The organism is Shewanella sp. 5S214 (assembly GCF_041439795.1).
Taxonomy (GTDB): Bacteria; Pseudomonadota; Gammaproteobacteria; order Enterobacterales; family Shewanellaceae; genus Shewanella; species Shewanella vesiculosa.
The window spans coordinates 60,947-80,581 of the sequence record NZ_JBGOOV010000017.1 but is presented as its reverse complement, the minus strand read 5'-3'; the positions used below and the strand labels follow the sequence as shown (position 1 = coordinate 80,581).

Genomic DNA, 19,635 nt, shown 5'->3' with positions numbered 1-19,635 from the left:
CATAACCTTAAGCGCTAATTATTGCTTTGATGCTGTTATGGCGCAATCAAAATAGACTTTTTAAAAAATATTTCATTTAAAAAACAAGATATCTTTTTGTATATAGTTTAATCAGCGGGTACCGCATAAGCTAATGTATTTAAATATTTTTTTAGCTGTTTCAAACTATTGTCTAATTTTAATTTATTGAACTTGGGTTTAAATTGATCTTTAGGTTGATAAATCGCATTGATTTCATACCTCTGGTAGTGTGAGCTGATTCATACTTTTATAAAGCTGTAGTATACTGGTGGTCGGATTTCAAGCCCGAACCAGTGGAATTATCAGCGTAATCATAATGACGCTGAGTTTCGCCGTTAGGCGTCAAACAAAGAGGAATGTTGCCGTGCTAGAAGCATATCGTAAACACGTCGCAGAACGTGCTGCAGAGGGTGTAGTCCCTAAGCCATTAGATGCACAACAAGTGGCTGAACTGGTTAAGTTAATTGAAACACCTCCAGCAGGTGAAGAGGCATTCGTCCTCGACTTGCTCGAAAATCGTATTCCACCAGGAGTAGATGAAGCCGCTTATGTTAAAGCCGCTTTCCTTGATGCAGTCGCTAAAGGCACTGTGTCATCTCCTATTTTAAGCGCAGAACACGCTGTTAAACTGCTTGGCACCATGCAAGGCGGTTACAACATTGAGCCGTTAATTGACCAACTAGATAATGCAGCATTAGCACCTCTATCGGTTACCGCACTTTCAAATACATTGTTGATGTTTGATTCATACCACGATGTTGTTGAAAAAATGCAAGCGGGTAATGATTTTGCTAAGCAGGTTGTTGAGGCTTGGGCTAATGCAGATTGGTTCTTAAACCGTCCAAAAATGGCTGACAAAGTCACCTTAACAGTGTTTAAAGTGTCTGGTGAAACCAACACTGATGATTTGTCTCCTGCGCCAGATGCATGGTCTCGTCCAGATATTCCACTACACGCATTAGCAATGCTAAAAAATGCCCGTGACGGTATTGTGCCTGATCAATCAGGTGTTGTGGGTCCAATCAAAGAAATCGAAGCGTTAAAAGGTAAAGGTCATCCTTTAGTTTACGTTGGTGATGTGGTTGGTACGGGTTCTTCACGTAAATCTGCCACTAACTCAGTGTTATGGTTTATGGGTGATGATATTCCTTATGTGCCTAACAAGCGTGCTGGTGGCTTCTGTTTAGGTAACAAAATTGCGCCAATTTTCTTCAACACCATGGAAGATGCGGGTGCATTACCGATCGAACTAAACGTTGATCAAATGGATACTGGTGATGTGATCGATATCTACCCTTATGAAGGTGTAGTTAAGCGTCACGGCACTGATGAAGTTATCTCTACATTTGAGCTTAAAACCGAAGTATTGTTAGATGAAGTTCGTGCTGGTGGTCGTATTCCGTTGATCATTGGTCGCGGCCTTACTGACCGTGCGCGTGAAACCTTAGGACTTGAAGCATCAAAAGTGTTTGTTCGTCCACAAGACATCGCCGCTTCTAACAATGGCTATACTTTAGCTCAGAAAATGGTTGGTAAAGCATGTGGCGTATCAGGCGTTCGTCCTGGCCAATACTGCGAACCTAAGATGACCTCTGTCGGTTCACAAGACACTACCGGCCCTATGACACGTGATGAGTTAAAAGACTTAGCATGTTTAGGCTTTAGTGCTGATTTAACCATGCAGTCATTCTGTCACACTGCCGCTTATCCAAAGCCAGTTGATGTTACCACTCACCACACACTACCAGATTTCATTATGAACCGTGGTGGTGTTGCTTTACGTCCAGGTGACGGGGTTATTCACTCTTGGTTAAACCGTATGTTGTTACCCGATACCGTAGGTACTGGTGGTGATTCACATACTCGTTTCCCGATTGGTATTTCGTTCCCAGCAGGTTCTGGTCTAGTAGCATTTGCTGCAGCAACAGGTGTTATGCCTCTTGATATGCCTGAATCAGTGCTAGTTCGCTTTAAAGGCGAAATGCAACCTGGTATTACCTTACGTGACTTAGTCCATGCTATCCCACTAAAAGCAATTGAAATGGGTCTGCTAACGGTCGAGAAGAAAGGCAAAATTAACGCTTTCTCTGGCCGCGTATTAGAAATTGAAGGTCTTGAAAAACTTAAAGTTGAACAAGCATTCGAATTATCTGATGCATCTGCTGAGCGTTCAGCAGCAGGTTGTAGCATTAAGCTAGATAAAGAACCAATCATTGAATATCTAACCTCTAACATCGTAATGTTAAAGTGGATGATTGCAGAAGGTTATGGCGATCGTCGTACGATTGAACGTCGTATTACTGCGATGCAAGAATGGATTGCTAACCCACAGTTGATGGAAGCAGATAAAGATGCAGAATATGCTGAAATTATCGAAATCAACCTAAACGACATCAAAGAGCCAATCCTTTGTGCACCAAACGATCCTGATGATGCAGTATTATTATCAAGCGTTGCACAAACTAAGATTGACGAAGTGTTTGTGGGTTCTTGTATGACTAACATCGGTCACTTCCGTGCTACCGGTAAGATGTTAGAAAAGTTTGCTACCACGCTACCAACTCGTTTATGGATTGCACCACCGACTAAGATGGACCGAGATCAATTAACGGAAGAAGGTTACTACTCAATCTTCGGTCGTGTTGGTGCTCGCATCGAGATCCCTGGTTGTTCTCTATGTATGGGTAACCAAGCACGTGTTGCAGAAGGTGCGACTGTAGTATCAACGTCTACACGTAACTTCCCTAACCGTTTAGGTACTGGCGCAAACGTTTACTTAGCATCAGCTGAGTTAGCCGCAGTAGCAGCATTGTTGGGTCGTTTACCTTCAGTTGAAGAGTATCAAGAATACGCCAAAGAATTAGATGCAACAGCAGCTGATACTTACCGTTACTTGAACTTTGATCAAATCGATTCTTACACTAAGAAAGCCGACAGCGTGATTTTCCAAGCCGCAGTTTAAGCTTATACTAGTTAACAATTGATCAAAAATGCCAGCAGAAATGCTGGCATTTTTATTTGGTATTTGAATCTTACTTTCTCCGATAAGATCCTGATTGTTATAATACTCAAAGTAAAACCTAAAAAGGTTTTGTACTTTCGACAAGCAAAGATATACCAAATTAAACAACAAGATATAAGGTTGTATCGATCTATTTTTCTGGGTAGACTCTGTAATTAAAGCTATTTTAGTTTCGATTCATATTTTGAGAGTTTATATGAATAATAAGCATTCTGAAAAAATGCTAATAAAAAAACAAAATAAAATAATCCGCTTCTCTTTGCATCTTCAGTATTTTCCCAATACCAAGCAACGCATACGAATAAGAAAGTATAGAAAATTATTTTAGGTAGGATGATTTTTAACATTAATATAGGCCTGACTGATTAAGGGTTTGTCTGTTATTTAACTCTGATTTTGCTTTTTGTAGTTCAGTTTTATTAAAAACAATACATCCCCAAATAACTATCAAAGTCCAATGCTTTTTACCCACTTTTTTGAGTGACCATATATCCTTAATTATGTCTTTTCCGCTCACAATAGAAGCGCCGATACCAACATAACCGACAAAAGAGTCTATAGACTCATGAAAACTAATATCACTCAACAACTCTTCATTTGAAAGTGACCAAATTCCCCACTGTGAGTTTACGAATGTGGTATCTAAAGCTTTTTCTAGAACAGCCCCTAAAAGTGCTTTGTTACTAATACTTCTGATTAGTGCCAAAGCCTCTATTCTCTGCAGTCTATCCATATGTCTATAGAGAATCATGGCTGCAATAGCTTGAACTTCTGTTTCGCCAGCACCGACTAACAAGTTTCTAGGAATAGAGGTAATACTAGCGAGTTTTTCTAATTGTGATTTGGTATTTTTAGGGAGGTTGTACGGTAATGAATTCATTGATATTCCTTTTTCAATGTGATGGTAGTTATTATAGCTATAATAAAAAATTTTTCTAATCGATGAAGCCCTTAAAGCTATATATTAGTTAAATAAATCGATTTATAAATTATTTATATGTTTAACGGTTAACGTCAATTTACCACAATATGGTTGTGCTTAAAGGATAAAGCATATAGTAATCATGGGATCTATGGTTTCATACCCATTTCTTGAGTTGATTCTAAAATTGCAGTGCAAAACTTCAATCTAACTAATTGCTTGCCGCAGGCTATCGTGCAGATAATCCAGCGAGACGCCGCAAGCACTTCCATGTGGGCTTAACCAAAACATCCATGTTTTGGATACTCGCTGACTCATCTACACCTGTAATTTTTATCTCTTCGATTTACCTCTATTTGTGACGATGGCTAAAAAGCAAAAGCAAAAGCAAAAGCAAAAGCAAAAGCAAAAGCAAAAGCAAAAGCAAAAAGCTGGATCCCCGATAAAAGATCTCGGGGATGACGGTTTGAAGGTTTAATTATTAACTCGGACGAGATGATTTTTATCCCTATGAGGTTAAATCGAAGAGATGGAATATCGGGTGTAAGCGCGGCTGTGACCGTCCATGACATGGACGTCATGGCCGAGTTTACAGGGATTTTTTGTATATAAAAAGTGCGACGTGTCACAGAAGTGCTTACACTAAGGCCTGCGGCAGGCAATTGATAACAGTCATGGTATGCACTACAGCAAGTTTTCCAATACGAAAGATAAATGGATATTCGTTGCTGACTTATCTACACCTGTAATTATGCTCTCTTCGATTTAGCTCTATTTGTGACGATGGCTAAAAAGCAAAAGCTGGATCCCCGATAAAAGATCTCGGAGATGACGATTTGAGTGTGGTGATTCAATTCACCTAAATAAAGCGGATTTTATTACAAATAAGGTTAAATCGAAGAGATAGAATATCGGGTGTAAGCGCGGCTGTGACCGTCCATGACATGGACGTCATGGCCGAGTTTACAGGGATGTACTTGTAACGTGTCACAGAAGTGCTTGCACTAAGGCCTGCGGCAGGCAATTGATAACAGTCATGGTATGCACTACAGCAAGTTTTCCAATACGAAAGATAAATGGATATTCGTCGCTGACTTATCTGCACCTGTAGTTTTTATTTCTTCGGTTTGGAATTGTGGGAAACGACATTTAAGAGCCAAAGCTAACGCTGGATCTCCGATAACATATCTCGGTTGTGACGATTTGAGTGTGGTGATTCAATTCACCTAAATGAAGCGGACTTTATTACAAATGAGGTTAAATCGAAGAGATGGAATGTCGGGTATAAGCGCGGCTGTGACCGTCCATGACATGGACGTCATGGCCGAGTTTACAGGGATTTTTTGTATATAAAAAGCGCGGCGTGCCACAGAAGTGCTTGCACTAAGGCCTGCGGCAGGCAATTGGTAACCGTAATGGTTTAATTAAAACAAACTTTCCAATACCAAAAAAGGTAAGGGTTCGTTTGTTTTCGGGTAAACATTATCAAGGATGTACATTGCAACGTGTTGCAGAAGTGTTTGCGCTAAACGTCACTCGCACACATCGATAATTTGGGATGTGTTATCACCCAATGTGAAACCTTGTGATGTTGCTCTGGTATGGGTGAAGCGCCACGACGTTAGTGGCCGCAGGTCATATCTTAAAAAGTTTTTGGCCCGCGCAGGGTGGAACCTTGCGATGTTAATTCAAACGAAGTTTGAAAAAGCTGGTGTGGCCGTAGGACATTGTAAAACAAAGTCTATGAATACTTAATATTCATCGAAATCAGAGGTTCACGTGAGCCATTCTCTGCCCGTAATCTGGCAAGATATTGCTGCCATAGCTCAGTTTGATTACTGCATAAGTTATGCAGTACCTGCCAAGAATATAAGCCGGTATCGTGGCCATCATCAAAGATGATTTTAACCGCATAATGACCAACCGGTTCGAGCGCTTTGATATTAACGGCTTTCTTATGGGTAACCAATATTGGATTACCATGACGCTGCACTTCTGCAGACGGCGAGAATACCCGTAACATTTCACAGCTGATATTGTAGGTTTGGCCGTTATCGAACGTCACTTCGAGTAACTTAGATTGGCGCTTAAGTTTAATGCCAGTGACAGTTGGCGTTGATTGAGTCATGGGAATACCTATAAAAAAAGGATTAACGCTAAATCGCAGATTATCATCATACGCGACTTTGCTGTTAATCCTATTGTTGAAACGTGCATTCGTGATGTTTATTCATATAGAAAAGGTCACGAGCCTCCCATCTGTCATAATCAAATGGGAGGACGCTTGATTCAAATAATGATTATAAAATGAAGCGACTTAAGTCTTCATCTTGTACCAAGGTATCAAGGTGGTCATTGACATAGTCAGCGTCAATCACAAAGGTGGAACCTGATTTTTCAGAAGCATCATAGGAGATATCTTCCATCAGCTTTTCCATCACAGTATGTAAACGGCGAGCACCAATATTTTCAGTACGCTCGTTCACTTGCCATGCGGCTTCAGCAATACGTTCAATACCTGACTCAGTAAACTCTATAGTGACACCTTCAGTGTTCATGAGGGCAATACTTTGCTCAGTAAGTGACGCAAATGGCTCGGTTAAAATACGTTTAAAATCGGCGGCAGTTAGGGCATCTAACTCAACTCGAATCGGTAAACGGCCCTGAAGCTCTGGAATGAGATCAGAGGGTTTAGACATCTGGAATGCACCAGAGGCGATAAACAAAATATGGTCGGTTTTGACCATGCCGTGCTTAGTCGACACAGTACAACCTTCAACTAATGGCAGTAAGTCACGTTGCACACCTTCGCGAGACACATCAGGGCCTGAGCTTTCGCCGCGTTTACAAATTTTGTCGATTTCGTCTAAAAACACAATGCCATTTTGCTCAACGAGTTCTATCGCTTGCTCTTTCAAGTCTTCTTGATTGACCAGCTTAGCGGCTTCATCTTCAACGAGCTGCTTGTAAGCATCTTTAATTTTAAGCTTTTTGCGCTTAGAGGTGCTTTGACCAAGATTTTGAAATAACCCCTGCAACTGGTTGGTCATTTCTTCCATGCCTGGAGGCGCCATGATCTCAACACCTACTTGAGGTGCCGCTATGTCGATTTCAATTTCTTTGTCGTCTAATAAGCCTTCACGCAGCTTTTTACGGAAAACCTGACGAGTGCTCGAGTCATCTTTTTTGTCGGTATCCCAGTCATCTTTCGGCTTAGGCAATAACGCATCTAAAATGCGTTCTTCGGCAAGCTCTTCGGCACGATAACGGCATTTTTTCATTTGCTGTTCGCGAGTCATTTTAACGGCAGAATCGGTCAAATCACGGATGATTTGTTCCACTTCTTTACCGACATAACCGACTTCAGTAAATTTTGTTGCTTCAACTTTGATGAACGGCGCGTTAGCCAATTTGGCTAAACGACGGGCAATTTCTGTTTTACCCACACCGGTTGGGCCGATCATTAAAATATTCTTTGGCGTGACTTCATGGCGCAATGCAGGCTCAAGCTGCATCCGGCGCCAGCGATTTCGCAGTGCAACGGCTACCGAGCGTTTGGCATTTTGTTGGCCAATAATGTGTGCATCTAGTTCGTGAACAATTTCACGTGGAGTCATTTCAGACATAACTGTTCCTTTATTAACGCTCGAATTAGTAGTCTAACTTTTCGATAGTTTTGAATTGGTTGGTGAATACACAAATGTCACCTGCAATTGTTAGTGATTTCTCTGCTATATCTTCTGCACTTAACTCGGTATTTTGCAGTAGTGCTAAGGCCGATGCATGGGCATAGTTGCCACCAGAACCGATAGCAATAAGATCGTACTCAGGTTGTACCACATCACCGTTACCGGTAATAATGAGTGATTCTTGAGCATCGGCTACCACTAGCATAGCTTCGAGTTTACGTAGCATTTTGTCGGTGCGCCAATCTTTGGCTAATTCGACAGCAGACTTTAATAAATGGCCTTGATGCATTTCGAGCTTAGCTTCAAAGCGCTCAAAAAGAGTAAATGCATCGGCAGTACCGCCAGCAAAACCAGCTAGTACTTTATTGTGGTATAGGCGGCGCACTTTACGGGCATTGCCTTTCATCACGGTATTGCCTAGAGACACTTGGCCATCACCAGCGATGACGACTTGATTATTGCGGCGAACGGATACGATAGTAGTCACGGTAAATCCTCTTCCTAATACATCAACGGCTCATTAGGGTGAATGCAATTGTTGATTGTTAAAATGGATATGGGGCCAAAATGCTAAATATCAAGCGATGGTTAACAAAAAGCCCTGTTCGAATGAACAGGGCTAATATGAGATAAATGTTATCAGCAGGCTTGTGGTGTTATTCCCATAACCAAATAATGCAGCCATTTAAACCTGCGCTTTGCATCTTATGCCGGTTATGTTCTGCCTCGCGTTTGTTTGGATAAGGCCCTAACACTACTCGATACCATATTCCGTTGGTGCCTTCACTACGACGAACTTGCGCTTCAGCACCTTGGAAGGCGATTCTGGCTTTCATTTCATTTGCTTGCGATTCTTGTCTAAACGATCCGCATTGCATTTGATAGATACCACTTGAAACCACTCCAGACTGAGGCAAGTCAATTTCAACTTGCTTGTTTTCAAGCTCCTCCAGATAAGTCCATTCTTCTTGTGGCTTAGGTGGTAATGCATTTGGATCTTTCTTAACCACTTTTTTTGGCGTTTCTACGGTCGCAGTGGATACCGTTTTCTTTTTCGGTTGCTGAACCGGCTCACTTGTTACTGGTGAGTCAGAGCTACCATTAATCGACCATAAAAAGTAACCAAAGCCGCTCAATAATGTGAGTATCACAAACACAGCAAAATAAGGAAAAGAGCGTTTAGGTGCTTTTTTTCGTTGTGGCGCGCGGGCTTTTGCGCCCGCCCGAGGTTTGCGATTTGCGTAGTCACGACTCATGATTACATCCGCTCTAGGGTTTCAATGCCAAGTAGTGACAAGCCCGTTTTTAAGGTCTTTGCGGTTAATTGCGACAACAATAAACGGCTTTGTTTTTCGGCTTCAGTTTCGGCAGCCAATACTGGACAAGCTTCATAAAAACTCGAAAATTCGCTAGCAAGCTCATAAAGATATCCACATAGTACATGTGGTAAGCCTTTGTCTGTCATGCGAGTTAATACTTCACCAAACTGGGCTAATTTAGTGCCTAAGTCTTTTTCTTTTTCATGTTCGAGCACAATCTTAGCTTGGCTAAGGTCAATATCTGCCGCACGCTTGAAAATGCCGGCAACACGTGTGTAGGCATATAATAGATAAGGTGCAGTATTGCCTTCAAAACTGAGCATTTGCTCAAAGCTGAAAATATAATCGCTGGTTCTGTTTTTAGATAGGTCTGCATACTTAACCGAGCTGATCCCAACCACGCGAGCAATTTCAGTAAGGGTCGCTTCATCCATATCTGGGTTTTTGCTACGAACAAGTTCAAGTGCTCGCACATCGGCTTCATCAAGTAAATCAACTAATTTAACTACACCACCAGAGCGAGTTTTAAAAGGGCGTCCATCTGCACCGTTCATGGTGCCAAAGCCTGTGTGCTCTAGTGACATTTCTGGGCGAACAAATTTAGCTAATTTGGCGAGACTAAACACTTGTTGAAAATGCAGTGCTTGGCGTAAGTCAACAAAGTACAACGCGCGATCGGCTTTTAGTACGTTTGAGCGATAACGCATGGCAGCAAGATCTGAAGTTGCATATAAATAGCCACCATCAGCTTTTTGGATGATAACAGGAAGAGGTTCGCCCTCTTTGGTACGAAATGCTTCTTGGAACACCACTTTAGCGCCATTACTTTCGTCTAACAAACCTTGGGTATCAAGATCGCTAACCACTTGAGCTAGGTCGGCATTATAGGCGCTTTCGCCGTGCACATCGGCGCGGGTTAAGCTAACCCCTAAACGTTTATAAACATCATGGCAGTGGCTTAATGAAATATCGTTAAACTCGCGCCATAATTTATTACAGTATTCGTCACCAGATTGTAAAGCGACCACAAGTTGACGAGCACGAGTGGCAAATTCAGTCGACTCATCAAAACGGACTTTAGCTGCGCGATAAAAACTTTCTAAGTCAGACAATTCCATTTTGGCTTGTTCGCCATTGGCTGCGCGTAACTCTTCCATTAACGCCAGTAGCATACCAAACTGAGTTCCCCAATCGCCTACGTGGTTTTGACGGATCACCTTATGGCCTAAAAACTCAAGCGCGCGCACTACGCTGTCACCAATAATGGTTGAACGTAAGTGACCGACGTGCATTTCTTTGGCTAAGTTTGGCGAAGAATAATCAACCACGATCGTTTGCTTAGGCGGTAATATCACGCCTAGGTGGTCACTGTTTAGCGCTTGTTGTAGCTGATTAGCTAATGCATTGTCATCAATAAAGAAATTAATAAACCCTGGACCAGCAATTTCTACTTTGGCCACATAAGATGATGCAGGCAAAGTATCAATGATCAGCTGCGCTAACTCACGAGGGTTCTTTTTAGCTACTTTGGTTAGCATCATTGCCAGGTTAGTCGCTAAGTCACCATGACTTTTATCTTTAGTGCGATCGACCTGAATGCGGGCTTGAAAATCAGCCGGCACAATCCCTTGCTGTTTGAAGGATTCGATGGTTTGTTCTAGTAAAGATTCAATATGTGATTTCATGGGCTTTTGCTTGCACTAATTCGTTAAATGAATGACATGACGGAACCGCATATTTTAGCCGTTTATAGGGGGTGATTGCTATCTGCTTTAACGGAAATATTGGTTTTTTTATGTTGATTATGAACCTAAGTGAAGTTTATCACCGGTATAAGGTCGGTTTACTTCCCGTACAGCAGGCGATTACATCAAATCCTGTGGGTCACGATCGATACTCCAGCGACAACGTTTACTTTCTGGTATTTGTTCAATAAGCGCTAAAACCCGTTCAAATTCGGTTTGTAAACGCTGCCGACTTTTGGCTTGCAGTATTAATTGGCGGCGGTATTTGCCTGCTTTACGATCAAGCGGTGCCGGAATTGGACCAATAATTTCAAAGTCTTTATCTTGGGGGAGTAGTTTGCTAGTGCGTGTTAAAAAAGCATCAGCATCTTCTGCTAAATGCGCTTCAGCGCGAATTAATACCATGTGCCATGCTGGTGGTAATAATGCTTGTTGACGTTCTTTTAGCTGACTACGAGCAAACTCACCATAACCGCGTTTCAACAGGTCACGCAAAATTGGGTTATCACTTTGATGGGTTTGCAGGAGTACTTTACCGGGTTTATCAGCGCGGCCAGCACGACCCGATACTTGGGTGTATAGCTGGCCAAATCGTTCTGGTGCGCGAAAGTCTGCACTAAACAGGGCGCCATCAACATCAAGTAAACCCACTAAGGTGACATCAGGAAAGTGATGACCTTTTGCCAGCATTTGCGTGCCAACGAGGATTTTATATTTACCCATGTGTATGCCTTGCAACTGCTGCTCAAGTGAACCTTTACGCCGCGTGGTGTCGCGGTCTATTCGCACTACAGGATATTTGGGAAACAGTTTTACGATTTCTTGTTCCAGTTGCTCGGTACCTAAACCATGGCCCATTAGCATAGTGCTGCCGCATTGGTGGCATTGGCGCGGAATAGCGTATTGATTACCGCAATGATGACAACATATTTCGTTTAAGCCCTGATGGACGGTAAAAAAGGCATCACAGCGATCACATTCATGTAAATGGCCACATTCATGACACAGTAACGCGGGCGCAAAACCACGGCGGTTTAAAAATAGCAGCACCTGATTACCCGCATCAAGGTGCATGCGCATTTCGTTAATTAATGATGCTGACATCCCCGCTTTTAGGGGTTGCGAAGTAATATCAATAATACCTTGTTTCACTTTTTGCGCTGCGCCAGCGCGCTCACTTAATTCAAGGTGATGATAACGTCCGGATAAGGCATTTTGTAAGGTTTCTAATGATGGCGTTGCTGAACCTAAAACCACCTGAATATCTTCAAGGTGTCCCCGCATTACGGCTAAATCTCGGGCGTGGTAGCGCACACCTTCTTGTTGTTTAAAGCTACTGTCATGCTCTTCATCAAGAATAATTAACCCAGGAAAAGCCATGGGAGTAAAGAGTGCTGAGCGAGTGCCAATAATAATTGCCGCTTCACCGACACGAGCCTGACGCCAAGCTTCTAGGCGTTGATTATCGGTTAGGCCCGAATGGATCACGGCGACATTGACTTCGAAACGGCGTTTGAAGCGATTAATGGTTTGCGGGGTTAAGCCTATTTCAGGCACAAGAATGAGCGCTTGTTTACCTTGTTGTAAAATAGTCTCAAGCAAGGCTAAGTAAACTTCAGTTTTGCCTGAGCCAGTAATCCCTTCTAATAAAGTGCAATGAAAACCTTGCTGTTGAGTGAGTACCGATACTGCGACAGCTTGCTGTTTGTTAAGCTTGTGGGGTGATTCATTCATGATCAGTTGTTGACGCCAACTTAAATCATGGCAGAGCACTTTTTCTTGCCGTTCAATCCAGTGTTTTTGTTCTAATGCTTTTAATGCCGCCTTGCTTAATTGTTGAGTGGTGAACTCATCATGGCTGATGGGATTTGCCAGCAATAACTCGTGCAGTTTTTTCTGTGCCGGAGCGCGTGTTAATACGCTAGGATCAGCATTGCGTCCTTGCGGGCTTAAATGATATTCAACCACGGCTTGTGGCGTTGCTTCTAAGCCTTTTCTCAATGCCACTGGCAGCGCTTGGCTGAGCATTTGTCCTTGAGTGGTAAAGTAATATCGGGCGGCCCACAGGGTTAATTTATATAGCGAATCAGGTAGCAATGGGGCATCATCTAACACAGCTGTAACAGATTTTATTTGATGGGGTGCCAAGTCACAGCTGTCAGTAATTGCGGTTATTAAGCCAATGAGTTGTTGAGATCCAAACGGTACTTTAACCCTAAGTCCTATTTGTAATCCCGCTTGCTGCTGGTCTTTTACGCGGTAACTAAAGTTTCTGCGTAATGGGACGGGTAAGGCAACTTCAACAAACACGGGCATAAGGTTTCATCATTTTCAATTCTGTAGTGGATTGCGGATCAGTTTACCTCTAAGTGTCATCAAAGAGATAGGGCAACATATATGCGTAAAGGACTTATTGAGGCTATTATCCTAGGGTTTGGATTATTGAGCTATATTGCTACAGCAATGGCTCAAGTTAATCATGTCAGTATTAATAGTCGCCAATTTGAAGTAAATCATTTACCGCAATTAAAAGTTAATGTGGTGGCACAAAATGATGATGTGTCGCGATTAGGATTTTATATCCGCCAGTTAGAGAATAACAAGGTTGGGCAGCAAAAGTTAACGGTGCAAGCCATTAATCGCTTTTTACTCCAACTTAATGGTAGCGAGATCATCAGTGACTCAAATGCGCAGTTAATTATTACCGAAGCCACTTTGACAGGAGCGGTCACCTTGGCTGTTGTGGCTATTTTTGATGCGCCATATTCGCTCAGTGGTGCAAAGATAGCAGTCAACAGTGAACATCGGCCAATACCTGACACTAATCTGCCAGTAATGAGTGCTTCCAAACATCAGCAAGTTGATCATCGCGTGGCTCAAGTGCCATCGGTGCCATCATCAACTATTGTACCTACTCAACAAGTTAACTGTTTGCTTGAACGTGATAATAGTGACACCTTATGGCGAATAGCTAATCGTTATAAACAACAGTGGAATACGAGCGTTTACGGTGCGATGTTAGCTATATTTGAGGCGAATTTATTGGCATTCTCTAAGCAAAAAATCCACTTGTTACTTAAAGATGTACCATTGAATTGCCCATCAACAATGATTTTGGCGCAATATGATAATAAAGCGGTCGACAAAAAAGTATTCGAGGCGATTGAGGCAAAACATGCCAATCAATAAGTTTGATGCTGATCATCTGTGATAAAAACGCTTATGTAGTCGAGTATTTGCTCTTTCTGTCAGTAATTAGTTGCAGCAGATTATGTTAGTTTATATAGTTGCACATGTTAATATTTGTGATGTTAGGCATTTTAAAAATTAAAAAAGTAAACAATAATAATAAATTACAGCGTGATAAACGTAGCATTTACACATTAACAATCAGTGTATAAATGCATAAAGTATCATGGTTTTTACAGCGTAACTGTATGCTGTATGGAAGCGGTTTATAATCGAAAGGATTGTATTGATGAAACGCGTTAAGATGCTAACAATATTAGCATTACTTGCATTTAACAGTATTTCAACTGTGATCGCTGAAGTCAGTCATATCAGTATTGATACCATTCCATTTGAAAGTGGCCAAACACCTAAATTAACCGTGAATGTTATAACCGATCACCATGATTTATCGCGGCTGACGTTTTACTTACGCCAAATTTATAAAGACAATATCGTGCTAGAAAAGCTCGATGTTGAGCGACGTGATAATGATGTTTTTGTATTAACAGGCACTGAAAAAGTTCGCGATCAAGATGCGGCATTAATTGTATCGGAATTTCGTAATGCTAAATGGCTGCAATATTCCCCTGTAGCTTTATTTTCTCAAACTGTTGCCCAGAGTAAACACCAGCCGGTAGCCATTAAAACGATGAAGTCGTCTGCGACATTATCGACATTAAAACCTACGCCAATAAGTCACCAGACCAGCGTTACACCTCAAGTCGCGACAACGCAAAAAAATCTGAGTGATTGCCAGATTAATCAGTTAGCGAGTGATACCTTATGGAAAATAGCGGTGCGCTATCGTAAGCAATGGAATTCAAATATCTACGGCGCAATGCTTGCCCTTTATGAAACCAATCCATCTGCATTCTACCAAGATAAAATTAGCCAATTAAAAGTCGGGAGCGCATTACGTTGCCCATCAGTAGAGATGCTATCGCGCTATCAAAATGTTGCTGCAGATAAAGTAACATTTGATAATGTAGTGGCCAGCCAAGGCGATAAGTCTCAACAAGTATCACCTTCAGATTTGCCTGTTACTGCATCCATGGAGATGCCGCAAGCAACACAGATCGATGATTCGCTTAATGCCGACAGTAAAGAATTAGAGAGTAAGCAACTGCTGGCTGCCATTCATGAAACACAAACGCTGCCTCAGCCAATTCTGGTTAATGTCGAAACCAAGATGACACTAGCCGAAACCGATCGGCAAAGTCCTGCACTGAATAAGTCCTGCTTACTTGATAAATTGCCTCAAGATACCTTATGGCGGGTTGCTGATCGTTATTACCGACAATGGCAAATCAGCGTATTTGGTGCGATGCTGGCGATTTATGATGCCAACCCCAATGCGTTTGCTAATCAGAAAATATACTTACTGATGTCTGATAGCCGTTTAAAGTGCCCATCTGAGGAGATTGTGCAGCAATATCAAAATTCATCTAATGCCCAAGCTACTTATGATGAGCTAGTGTTGTCGCACAAGTCTTCCTAGTACTGTGTAGAAATTCTACTTGTTTGTGTACCTGAGACCCTGTATTATTCCGCGCCTAAAACATATTGTTATTAACTGCATGTGGTGCTCAACTTCGGGTTGGGAGAGCGACATGGCCTTCAATTTAAGGTACTCCAAATGAAAACAGGTATACACCCAAATTACGCTGAAATTACTGCAACTTGTACTTGTGGTAACATCATCAAAGTGAACTCAACTGCAGGTAAAAACCTACACTTGGACGTATGTGGTGCATGTCACCCATTCTACACTGGTACTCAGAAAGTTGTTGATACTGGTGGTCGTATTGACAAGTTCAACAAGCGTTTCGGTATGCTTGGTAAAAAGTAATTGCATTGCAATTGACTTGAATAAGGCGCCTTCGGCGCCTTTTTTATTTTCTACAACTAACAGAATTCCATTTCTTAACCTGAGTTATCCTAAAATAGTGTTGTGCTGAGGCGGAAACTAATTTTTTAGTAGTAAACAATGTAAAAAAGCATAAACAGCGCTTTATTGTTATTTAGACAAAATAAACTGCAAATATCGTCGTCTTTATCCGTTTATTATCGTAAATCTTGTTATTTTCCTACACTTTTAACTTATTGATTTATATATATTCATATTCAATTAGTTAGATTAATAAAACCTAGCCTCTATACTTACTCACAACACCTCCTATCATTGAGTTTTTGATTTATATCGTTTCAGTATTAGCGTATTGTTATTAAAATTTTAGAGGGTTAGCAAGGTGCTAATTGATGGGCTCCTTACATCATCCTCTCCTTCATATATAGCGTATTTCAGGATGTATACAATGTCAGATATTCGTCAACAAGCTCTGGATTATCATGAATTTCCAGTACCAGGGAAAACGGCTATTTGCCTAACTAAACCTGCTCAATCAAGTCACGATCTTGCTTTAGCATACAGTCCCGGTGTTGCAGAGCCTGTTAGAGAGATCGCTTCTAATCCTGAAAATGCTTATCGATATACCAATAAAGGTAATACCGTTGCGGTTATTACCAACGGCACTGCTATTTTAGGGCTGGGGAATTTAGGTCCATTGGCGTCAAAACCTGTGATGGAAGGCAAATCATTACTATTTAAACGTTTTGCGAATATTGATTCGGTTGATATTGAAGTGAAACATCGCACCACTGAAGACTTTATCAATACTGTTGAGTCGATTGCCGATACGTTTGGTGGCATTAATTTAGAAGACATCAAGGCGCCTGAATGTTTTGAAATTGAACAAGAGCTGATTAAGCGCTGTAATATTCCTGTGTTTCATGATGATCAACATGGCACCGCTATTGTTACGGCTGCAGGTATGTTGAATGCCCTTGAAATTCAGGGCAAAAAAATTGACGATGCTATCTTTGTTTGTTTAGGTGCCGGTGCTGCTGCCATTGCATGTATGACAATGATCGTTAAATGTGGTGCATTACGTGAAAATGTTTATATGCTCGACAGACAAGGCGTTATCCATACCCGCCGTGAAGATTTAAATGAATATAAAGCCTTATTTGCCAATAATACCGATAAACGCACTCTGCAGGATGTAATAAAAGATGCCGATGTATTTTTGGGGTTATCGGGGGCGGATTTATTAACCGCGGATGATATTGCGTTAATGGCACCTAATCCGGTGATTTTTGCCTGTTCAAATCCTGATCCTGAAATTAAACCTGAATTAGCTCATAACATTCGTAAAGACCTCATTATGGGCACGGGTCGAAGTGACTATCCAAATCAAGTCAATAATGTATTGTGCTTCCCGTTTATCTTTAGAGGTGCACTTGATGTGCGCGCTGCGGTCATTAACGATGAGATGAAGTTAGCGGCTGTTTATGCTATCGCAAACCTCGCGAAAGAGCCGGTTCCAGCAGAGGTATTGGCTGCTTATCCCAATGTGTCATCATTGAGCTTTGGTGCTCAATATGTGCTGCCAAAACCAATGGACCCAAGATTATTGCCGCTGGTTGCTCGAGCAGTATCGCAAGCTGCGATTGATTCTGGTGTGGCTAAAATCACCACATTACCGACAGAATATAAGGTATAAGCTGCTCGGGACTGGGTATCTGATGCTGCTCTGAGTCTGAATGAATTCATCGCATGATTAACGTAAGGGGCTTGGCCCCTTTTTTTTAGCTATCATACCCGTATAAGTAAAAACGATTAGTGAACTTGTTGGCACAATGGTTATACTGGATGAAAATTAACTTGTTAATAAAATAAGTAAATCCAGCAGGATAGCGGATAAATGAAGCTTACCAAGATCCTTACCAAAAAACTGACTAGCTTTTGGCTGCTTTCATTGGCTGCGGTGGCCTTTGTGTTTTTACTGTGCGCGGTAATGGGTTTTACTCAGTTAACCTATACTTTTCAGCAGCAGAAGGTGGCTGAATTAGAGACCATGTTAGTTGCTGACTATCAACAACATGGCAATAAACAATTTTCTACTTGGTTACCCCCTTTACTGACTGCTTACAAGGCGGTTGATTTTTCCTTGTCGCATAACAGTCAATTAATTTATCAATTTCATCATGAGCAACCCTCTGCATCTAAAAGCAGTTTAACTCTTTATAAAAGCTCGCTAAGTAAAGGGCAGTTACTCATGACGATGACTTTACCGCCACCATTTTCGTTACGTAATTTTGGCTGGCATGAGCTCGTTATTCTGCTTATTGGTTTTACTAGCATCGGTTTTTTTGTCCGCTTTGGTTACGGTTGGTATTCCAGAGAGCTCGATGGGATAGAGCAACTCGCCCAGCGCAGTAAGCTCATTCTCGATGGTCATTTAAAACAAGCTGCCGATGTACCTACTAACGGTAAGCCTCGAATGATTAATCGTGCCATCAGTAAATTACTTGCTGAACTCGATGATGCTCATAAAGAACGCGGCCGTTTAGATCAATTTATCCGTAAAGATACTTTTTTAGACAAACAAACCCAAATTGGTAATCCTATATTTTTTCAAAACCGTCTTGATGGATTAAGTCACCACCAAAAAATGGTTGCCCATGGTGTATTGATGCTCATTGAGTTTGATGATGTTGATTTAGTGGAAGACCAATTCGGTGAAGGTGGCGTTAAGGCCATGCTTTCATTGACTACAGAAGCCATTACAGCGGTATTAATGCAATATGAAGACAGTATTTTTGCGCGGCGTAGCTACTCACAATTAGCCATTGTTGTACCACAGTTATCTTTGCTTGAAGCCGATCAGTTAGCGCAGCGAATACTCAAAACCTGCATCGCATTGCCTTTTTATGGCATTGGTAATCCTGATAATTTCTTTCATTTAGGGTGTGCTTTTTTTAAAGCTGGCGATCTACAGTTACAGCTTGTTGAAGAAGCTGAGATGGCCCTCCGAGCGGCACAACTTCAACGAGTTAATAACTGGTTCATGTACGATAAAGGTGCACTCGATGAGCAAATCGCCAAAGGCTCTGTTCGATGGCGCAGTTTTATTGAAAATGCATTGGTATCAAAACGATTTTTCACCTTACAACAAGCCATTGTAGATAGTGATAATCAAATTATGCACTATGAGATTTTTAGTCGTGCCCGAGATTTACAGGGTAATGATGTGCGCGCCACTCTGTTTATTCCAATGGCTAATAAATGTGGATTGATGCCGCAGATTGAGCGACAAGTATTGGAACAAGTACTTTTTAGGCTAATGTCTGACAATACATCAAGCTACAGTATCAACTTGAGTCTTGATAGTTTGACCAGTAGAGCATTTGTTCGCTGGTTACAATCGACTTTATTAGAGCATCGACCCTTAGCCGCGCGACTGATTTTTGAGGTGTCTGAAGACATTATTGTTAAAAATCAGGAAAATATCTCACTGGTTAAGACTCTGGATATGCTGAGGAAAATGGGCGCTAAATTGGCTGTAGATAATGTTGGTCAATCTGTTGTCGGGACTCACTATATTCAGGAGTACCATTTTGATTTAGTGAAATTACATCGCTCTATTGTACGCCGAGTCCATCAACGTTCCGAGAATCAATTATTCATCCGCAGCCTAATTGGCGGCCTTTATCGAGCCGAAGTGAAAGTGATTGCTGAAGGCGTTGAATGTTTCGAAGAATGGCAAACGTTAAAAATTCTCGGTGTAAGTGCTGCACAAGGCGAGTTTTTAGAGCAAAGATCTGAAGTTTAGGTGTTAAAATG

At 41.6% G+C, this 19,635-nt stretch carries 13 protein-coding genes; 6 read left to right on the top strand and 7 right to left on the bottom strand.

Features of this window, described 5'->3' with window-relative positions; translation table 11 throughout:
* Positions 1–385: 385 nt before the first annotated feature.
* Positions 386–2,983, top strand: a complete 2,598-nt coding sequence (gene acnB, locus ACED29_RS12685; protein ID WP_124015341.1) for a bifunctional aconitate hydratase 2/2-methylisocitrate dehydratase — start codon at positions 386–388, stop codon at positions 2,981–2,983.
* Positions 2,984–3,389: 406 nt separating this feature from the next.
* Here the strand turns inward: acnB and ACED29_RS12680 are convergent, their stop codons facing one another.
* The 7 genes from ACED29_RS12680 to priA form a co-directional block, all read right to left on the bottom strand.
* The gene (locus tag ACED29_RS12680; RefSeq protein WP_371697809.1) at positions 3,390–3,923 is read right to left on the bottom strand and encodes a hypothetical protein; all 534 of its coding nucleotides are present in this window, start codon (positions 3,921–3,923) and stop codon (positions 3,390–3,392) included.
* Between the two features lie 1,783 nt (positions 3,924–5,706).
* Positions 5,707–6,093 (bottom strand): gamma-butyrobetaine hydroxylase-like domain-containing protein, encoded by a 387-nt coding sequence (locus ACED29_RS12675; RefSeq protein WP_124015340.1) that lies wholly within the window; start codon positions 6,091–6,093, stop codon positions 5,707–5,709.
* Positions 6,094–6,265: 172 nt separating this feature from the next.
* Positions 6,266–7,591, bottom strand: coding sequence for an HslU--HslV peptidase ATPase subunit (gene hslU, locus ACED29_RS12670; RefSeq protein ID WP_124015339.1), 1,326 nt, complete (start codon positions 7,589–7,591; stop codon positions 6,266–6,268).
* A gap of 25 nt (positions 7,592–7,616) precedes the next feature.
* Complete coding sequence (hslV, locus tag ACED29_RS12665; RefSeq protein WP_124015338.1) at positions 7,617–8,141, bottom strand: ATP-dependent protease subunit HslV; 525 nt, start codon at positions 8,139–8,141, stop codon at positions 7,617–7,619.
* Positions 8,142–8,310: 169 nt separating this feature from the next.
* Positions 8,311–8,910: an SPOR domain-containing protein gene (locus ACED29_RS12660; protein ID WP_371697808.1), complete on the bottom strand. Its 600-nt coding sequence runs from the start codon at positions 8,908–8,910 to the stop codon at positions 8,311–8,313.
* Between the two features lie 2 nt (positions 8,911–8,912).
* On the bottom strand, positions 8,913–10,658 hold the full coding sequence (argS, locus tag ACED29_RS12655) for an arginine--tRNA ligase (RefSeq protein ID WP_371697807.1): 1,746 nt from the start codon (positions 10,656–10,658) through the stop codon (positions 8,913–8,915).
* Between the two features lie 180 nt (positions 10,659–10,838).
* Positions 10,839–13,034 carry a primosomal protein N' gene (gene priA, locus ACED29_RS12650; protein WP_371697806.1) on the bottom strand — a complete coding sequence of 732 codons (2,196 nt, stop codon included), beginning with the start codon at positions 13,032–13,034 and terminating at the stop codon, positions 10,839–10,841.
* Positions 13,035–13,115: 81 nt separating this feature from the next.
* Between priA and ACED29_RS12645 the strand changes: the two genes are divergently transcribed.
* The 5 genes from ACED29_RS12645 (at position 13,116) to csrD (ending at position 19,624) form a co-directional block, all read left to right on the top strand.
* Positions 13,116–13,907 (top strand): FimV/HubP family polar landmark protein, encoded by a 792-nt coding sequence (locus tag ACED29_RS12645; RefSeq protein ID WP_371697805.1) that lies wholly within the window; start codon positions 13,116–13,118, stop codon positions 13,905–13,907.
* Positions 13,908–14,196: 289 nt separating this feature from the next.
* Positions 14,197–15,447: a FimV/HubP family polar landmark protein gene (locus tag ACED29_RS12640; protein WP_371697804.1), complete on the top strand. Its 1,251-nt coding sequence runs from the start codon at positions 14,197–14,199 to the stop codon at positions 15,445–15,447.
* A gap of 138 nt (positions 15,448–15,585) precedes the next feature.
* On the top strand, positions 15,586–15,798 hold the full coding sequence (gene rpmE / locus ACED29_RS12635) for a 50S ribosomal protein L31 (protein ID WP_011639173.1): 213 nt from the start codon (positions 15,586–15,588) through the stop codon (positions 15,796–15,798).
* 466 nt (positions 15,799–16,264) lie between these two features.
* Positions 16,265–17,512 carry a malic enzyme-like NAD(P)-binding protein gene (locus ACED29_RS12630; protein ID WP_124015332.1) on the top strand — a complete coding sequence of 416 codons (1,248 nt, stop codon included), beginning with the start codon at positions 16,265–16,267 and terminating at the stop codon, positions 17,510–17,512.
* Positions 17,513–17,713: 201 nt separating this feature from the next.
* Positions 17,714–19,624, top strand: a complete 1,911-nt coding sequence (gene csrD, locus ACED29_RS12625) for an RNase E specificity factor CsrD (RefSeq protein WP_182723549.1) — start codon at positions 17,714–17,716, stop codon at positions 19,622–19,624.
* Positions 19,625–19,635: the final 11 nt, after the last annotated feature.

Bases quoted from the DNA above. Each gene is read 5' to 3' on its own strand.
- ACED29_RS12680 (WP_371697809.1), bottom strand. From the start codon at position 3,923: ATGAATTCATTACCGTACAACCTCCCTAAAAATACCAAATCACAATTA.
- ACED29_RS12675 (WP_124015340.1), bottom strand. From the start codon at position 6,093: ATGACTCAATCAACGCCAACTGTCACTGGCATTAAACTTAAGCGCCAA.
- hslU (WP_124015339.1), bottom strand. From the start codon at position 7,591: ATGTCTGAAATGACTCCACGTGAAATTGTTCACGAACTAGATGCACAC.
- ACED29_RS12660 (WP_371697808.1), bottom strand. From the start codon at position 8,910: ATGAGTCGTGACTACGCAAATCGCAAACCTCGGGCGGGCGCAAAAGCC.
- argS (WP_371697807.1), bottom strand. From the start codon at position 10,658: ATGAAATCACATATTGAATCTTTACTAGAACAAACCATCGAATCCTTC.
- priA (WP_371697806.1), bottom strand. From the start codon at position 13,034: ATGCCCGTGTTTGTTGAAGTTGCCTTACCCGTCCCATTACGCAGAAAC.
- ACED29_RS12645 (WP_371697805.1), top strand. From the start codon at position 13,116: ATGCGTAAAGGACTTATTGAGGCTATTATCCTAGGGTTTGGATTATTG.
- ACED29_RS12640 (WP_371697804.1), top strand. From the start codon at position 14,197: ATGAAACGCGTTAAGATGCTAACAATATTAGCATTACTTGCATTTAAC.
- rpmE (WP_011639173.1), top strand. From the start codon at position 15,586: ATGAAAACAGGTATACACCCAAATTACGCTGAAATTACTGCAACTTGT.
- ACED29_RS12630 (WP_124015332.1), top strand. From the start codon at position 16,265: ATGTCAGATATTCGTCAACAAGCTCTGGATTATCATGAATTTCCAGTA.
- csrD (WP_182723549.1), top strand. From the start codon at position 17,714: ATGAAGCTTACCAAGATCCTTACCAAAAAACTGACTAGCTTTTGGCTG.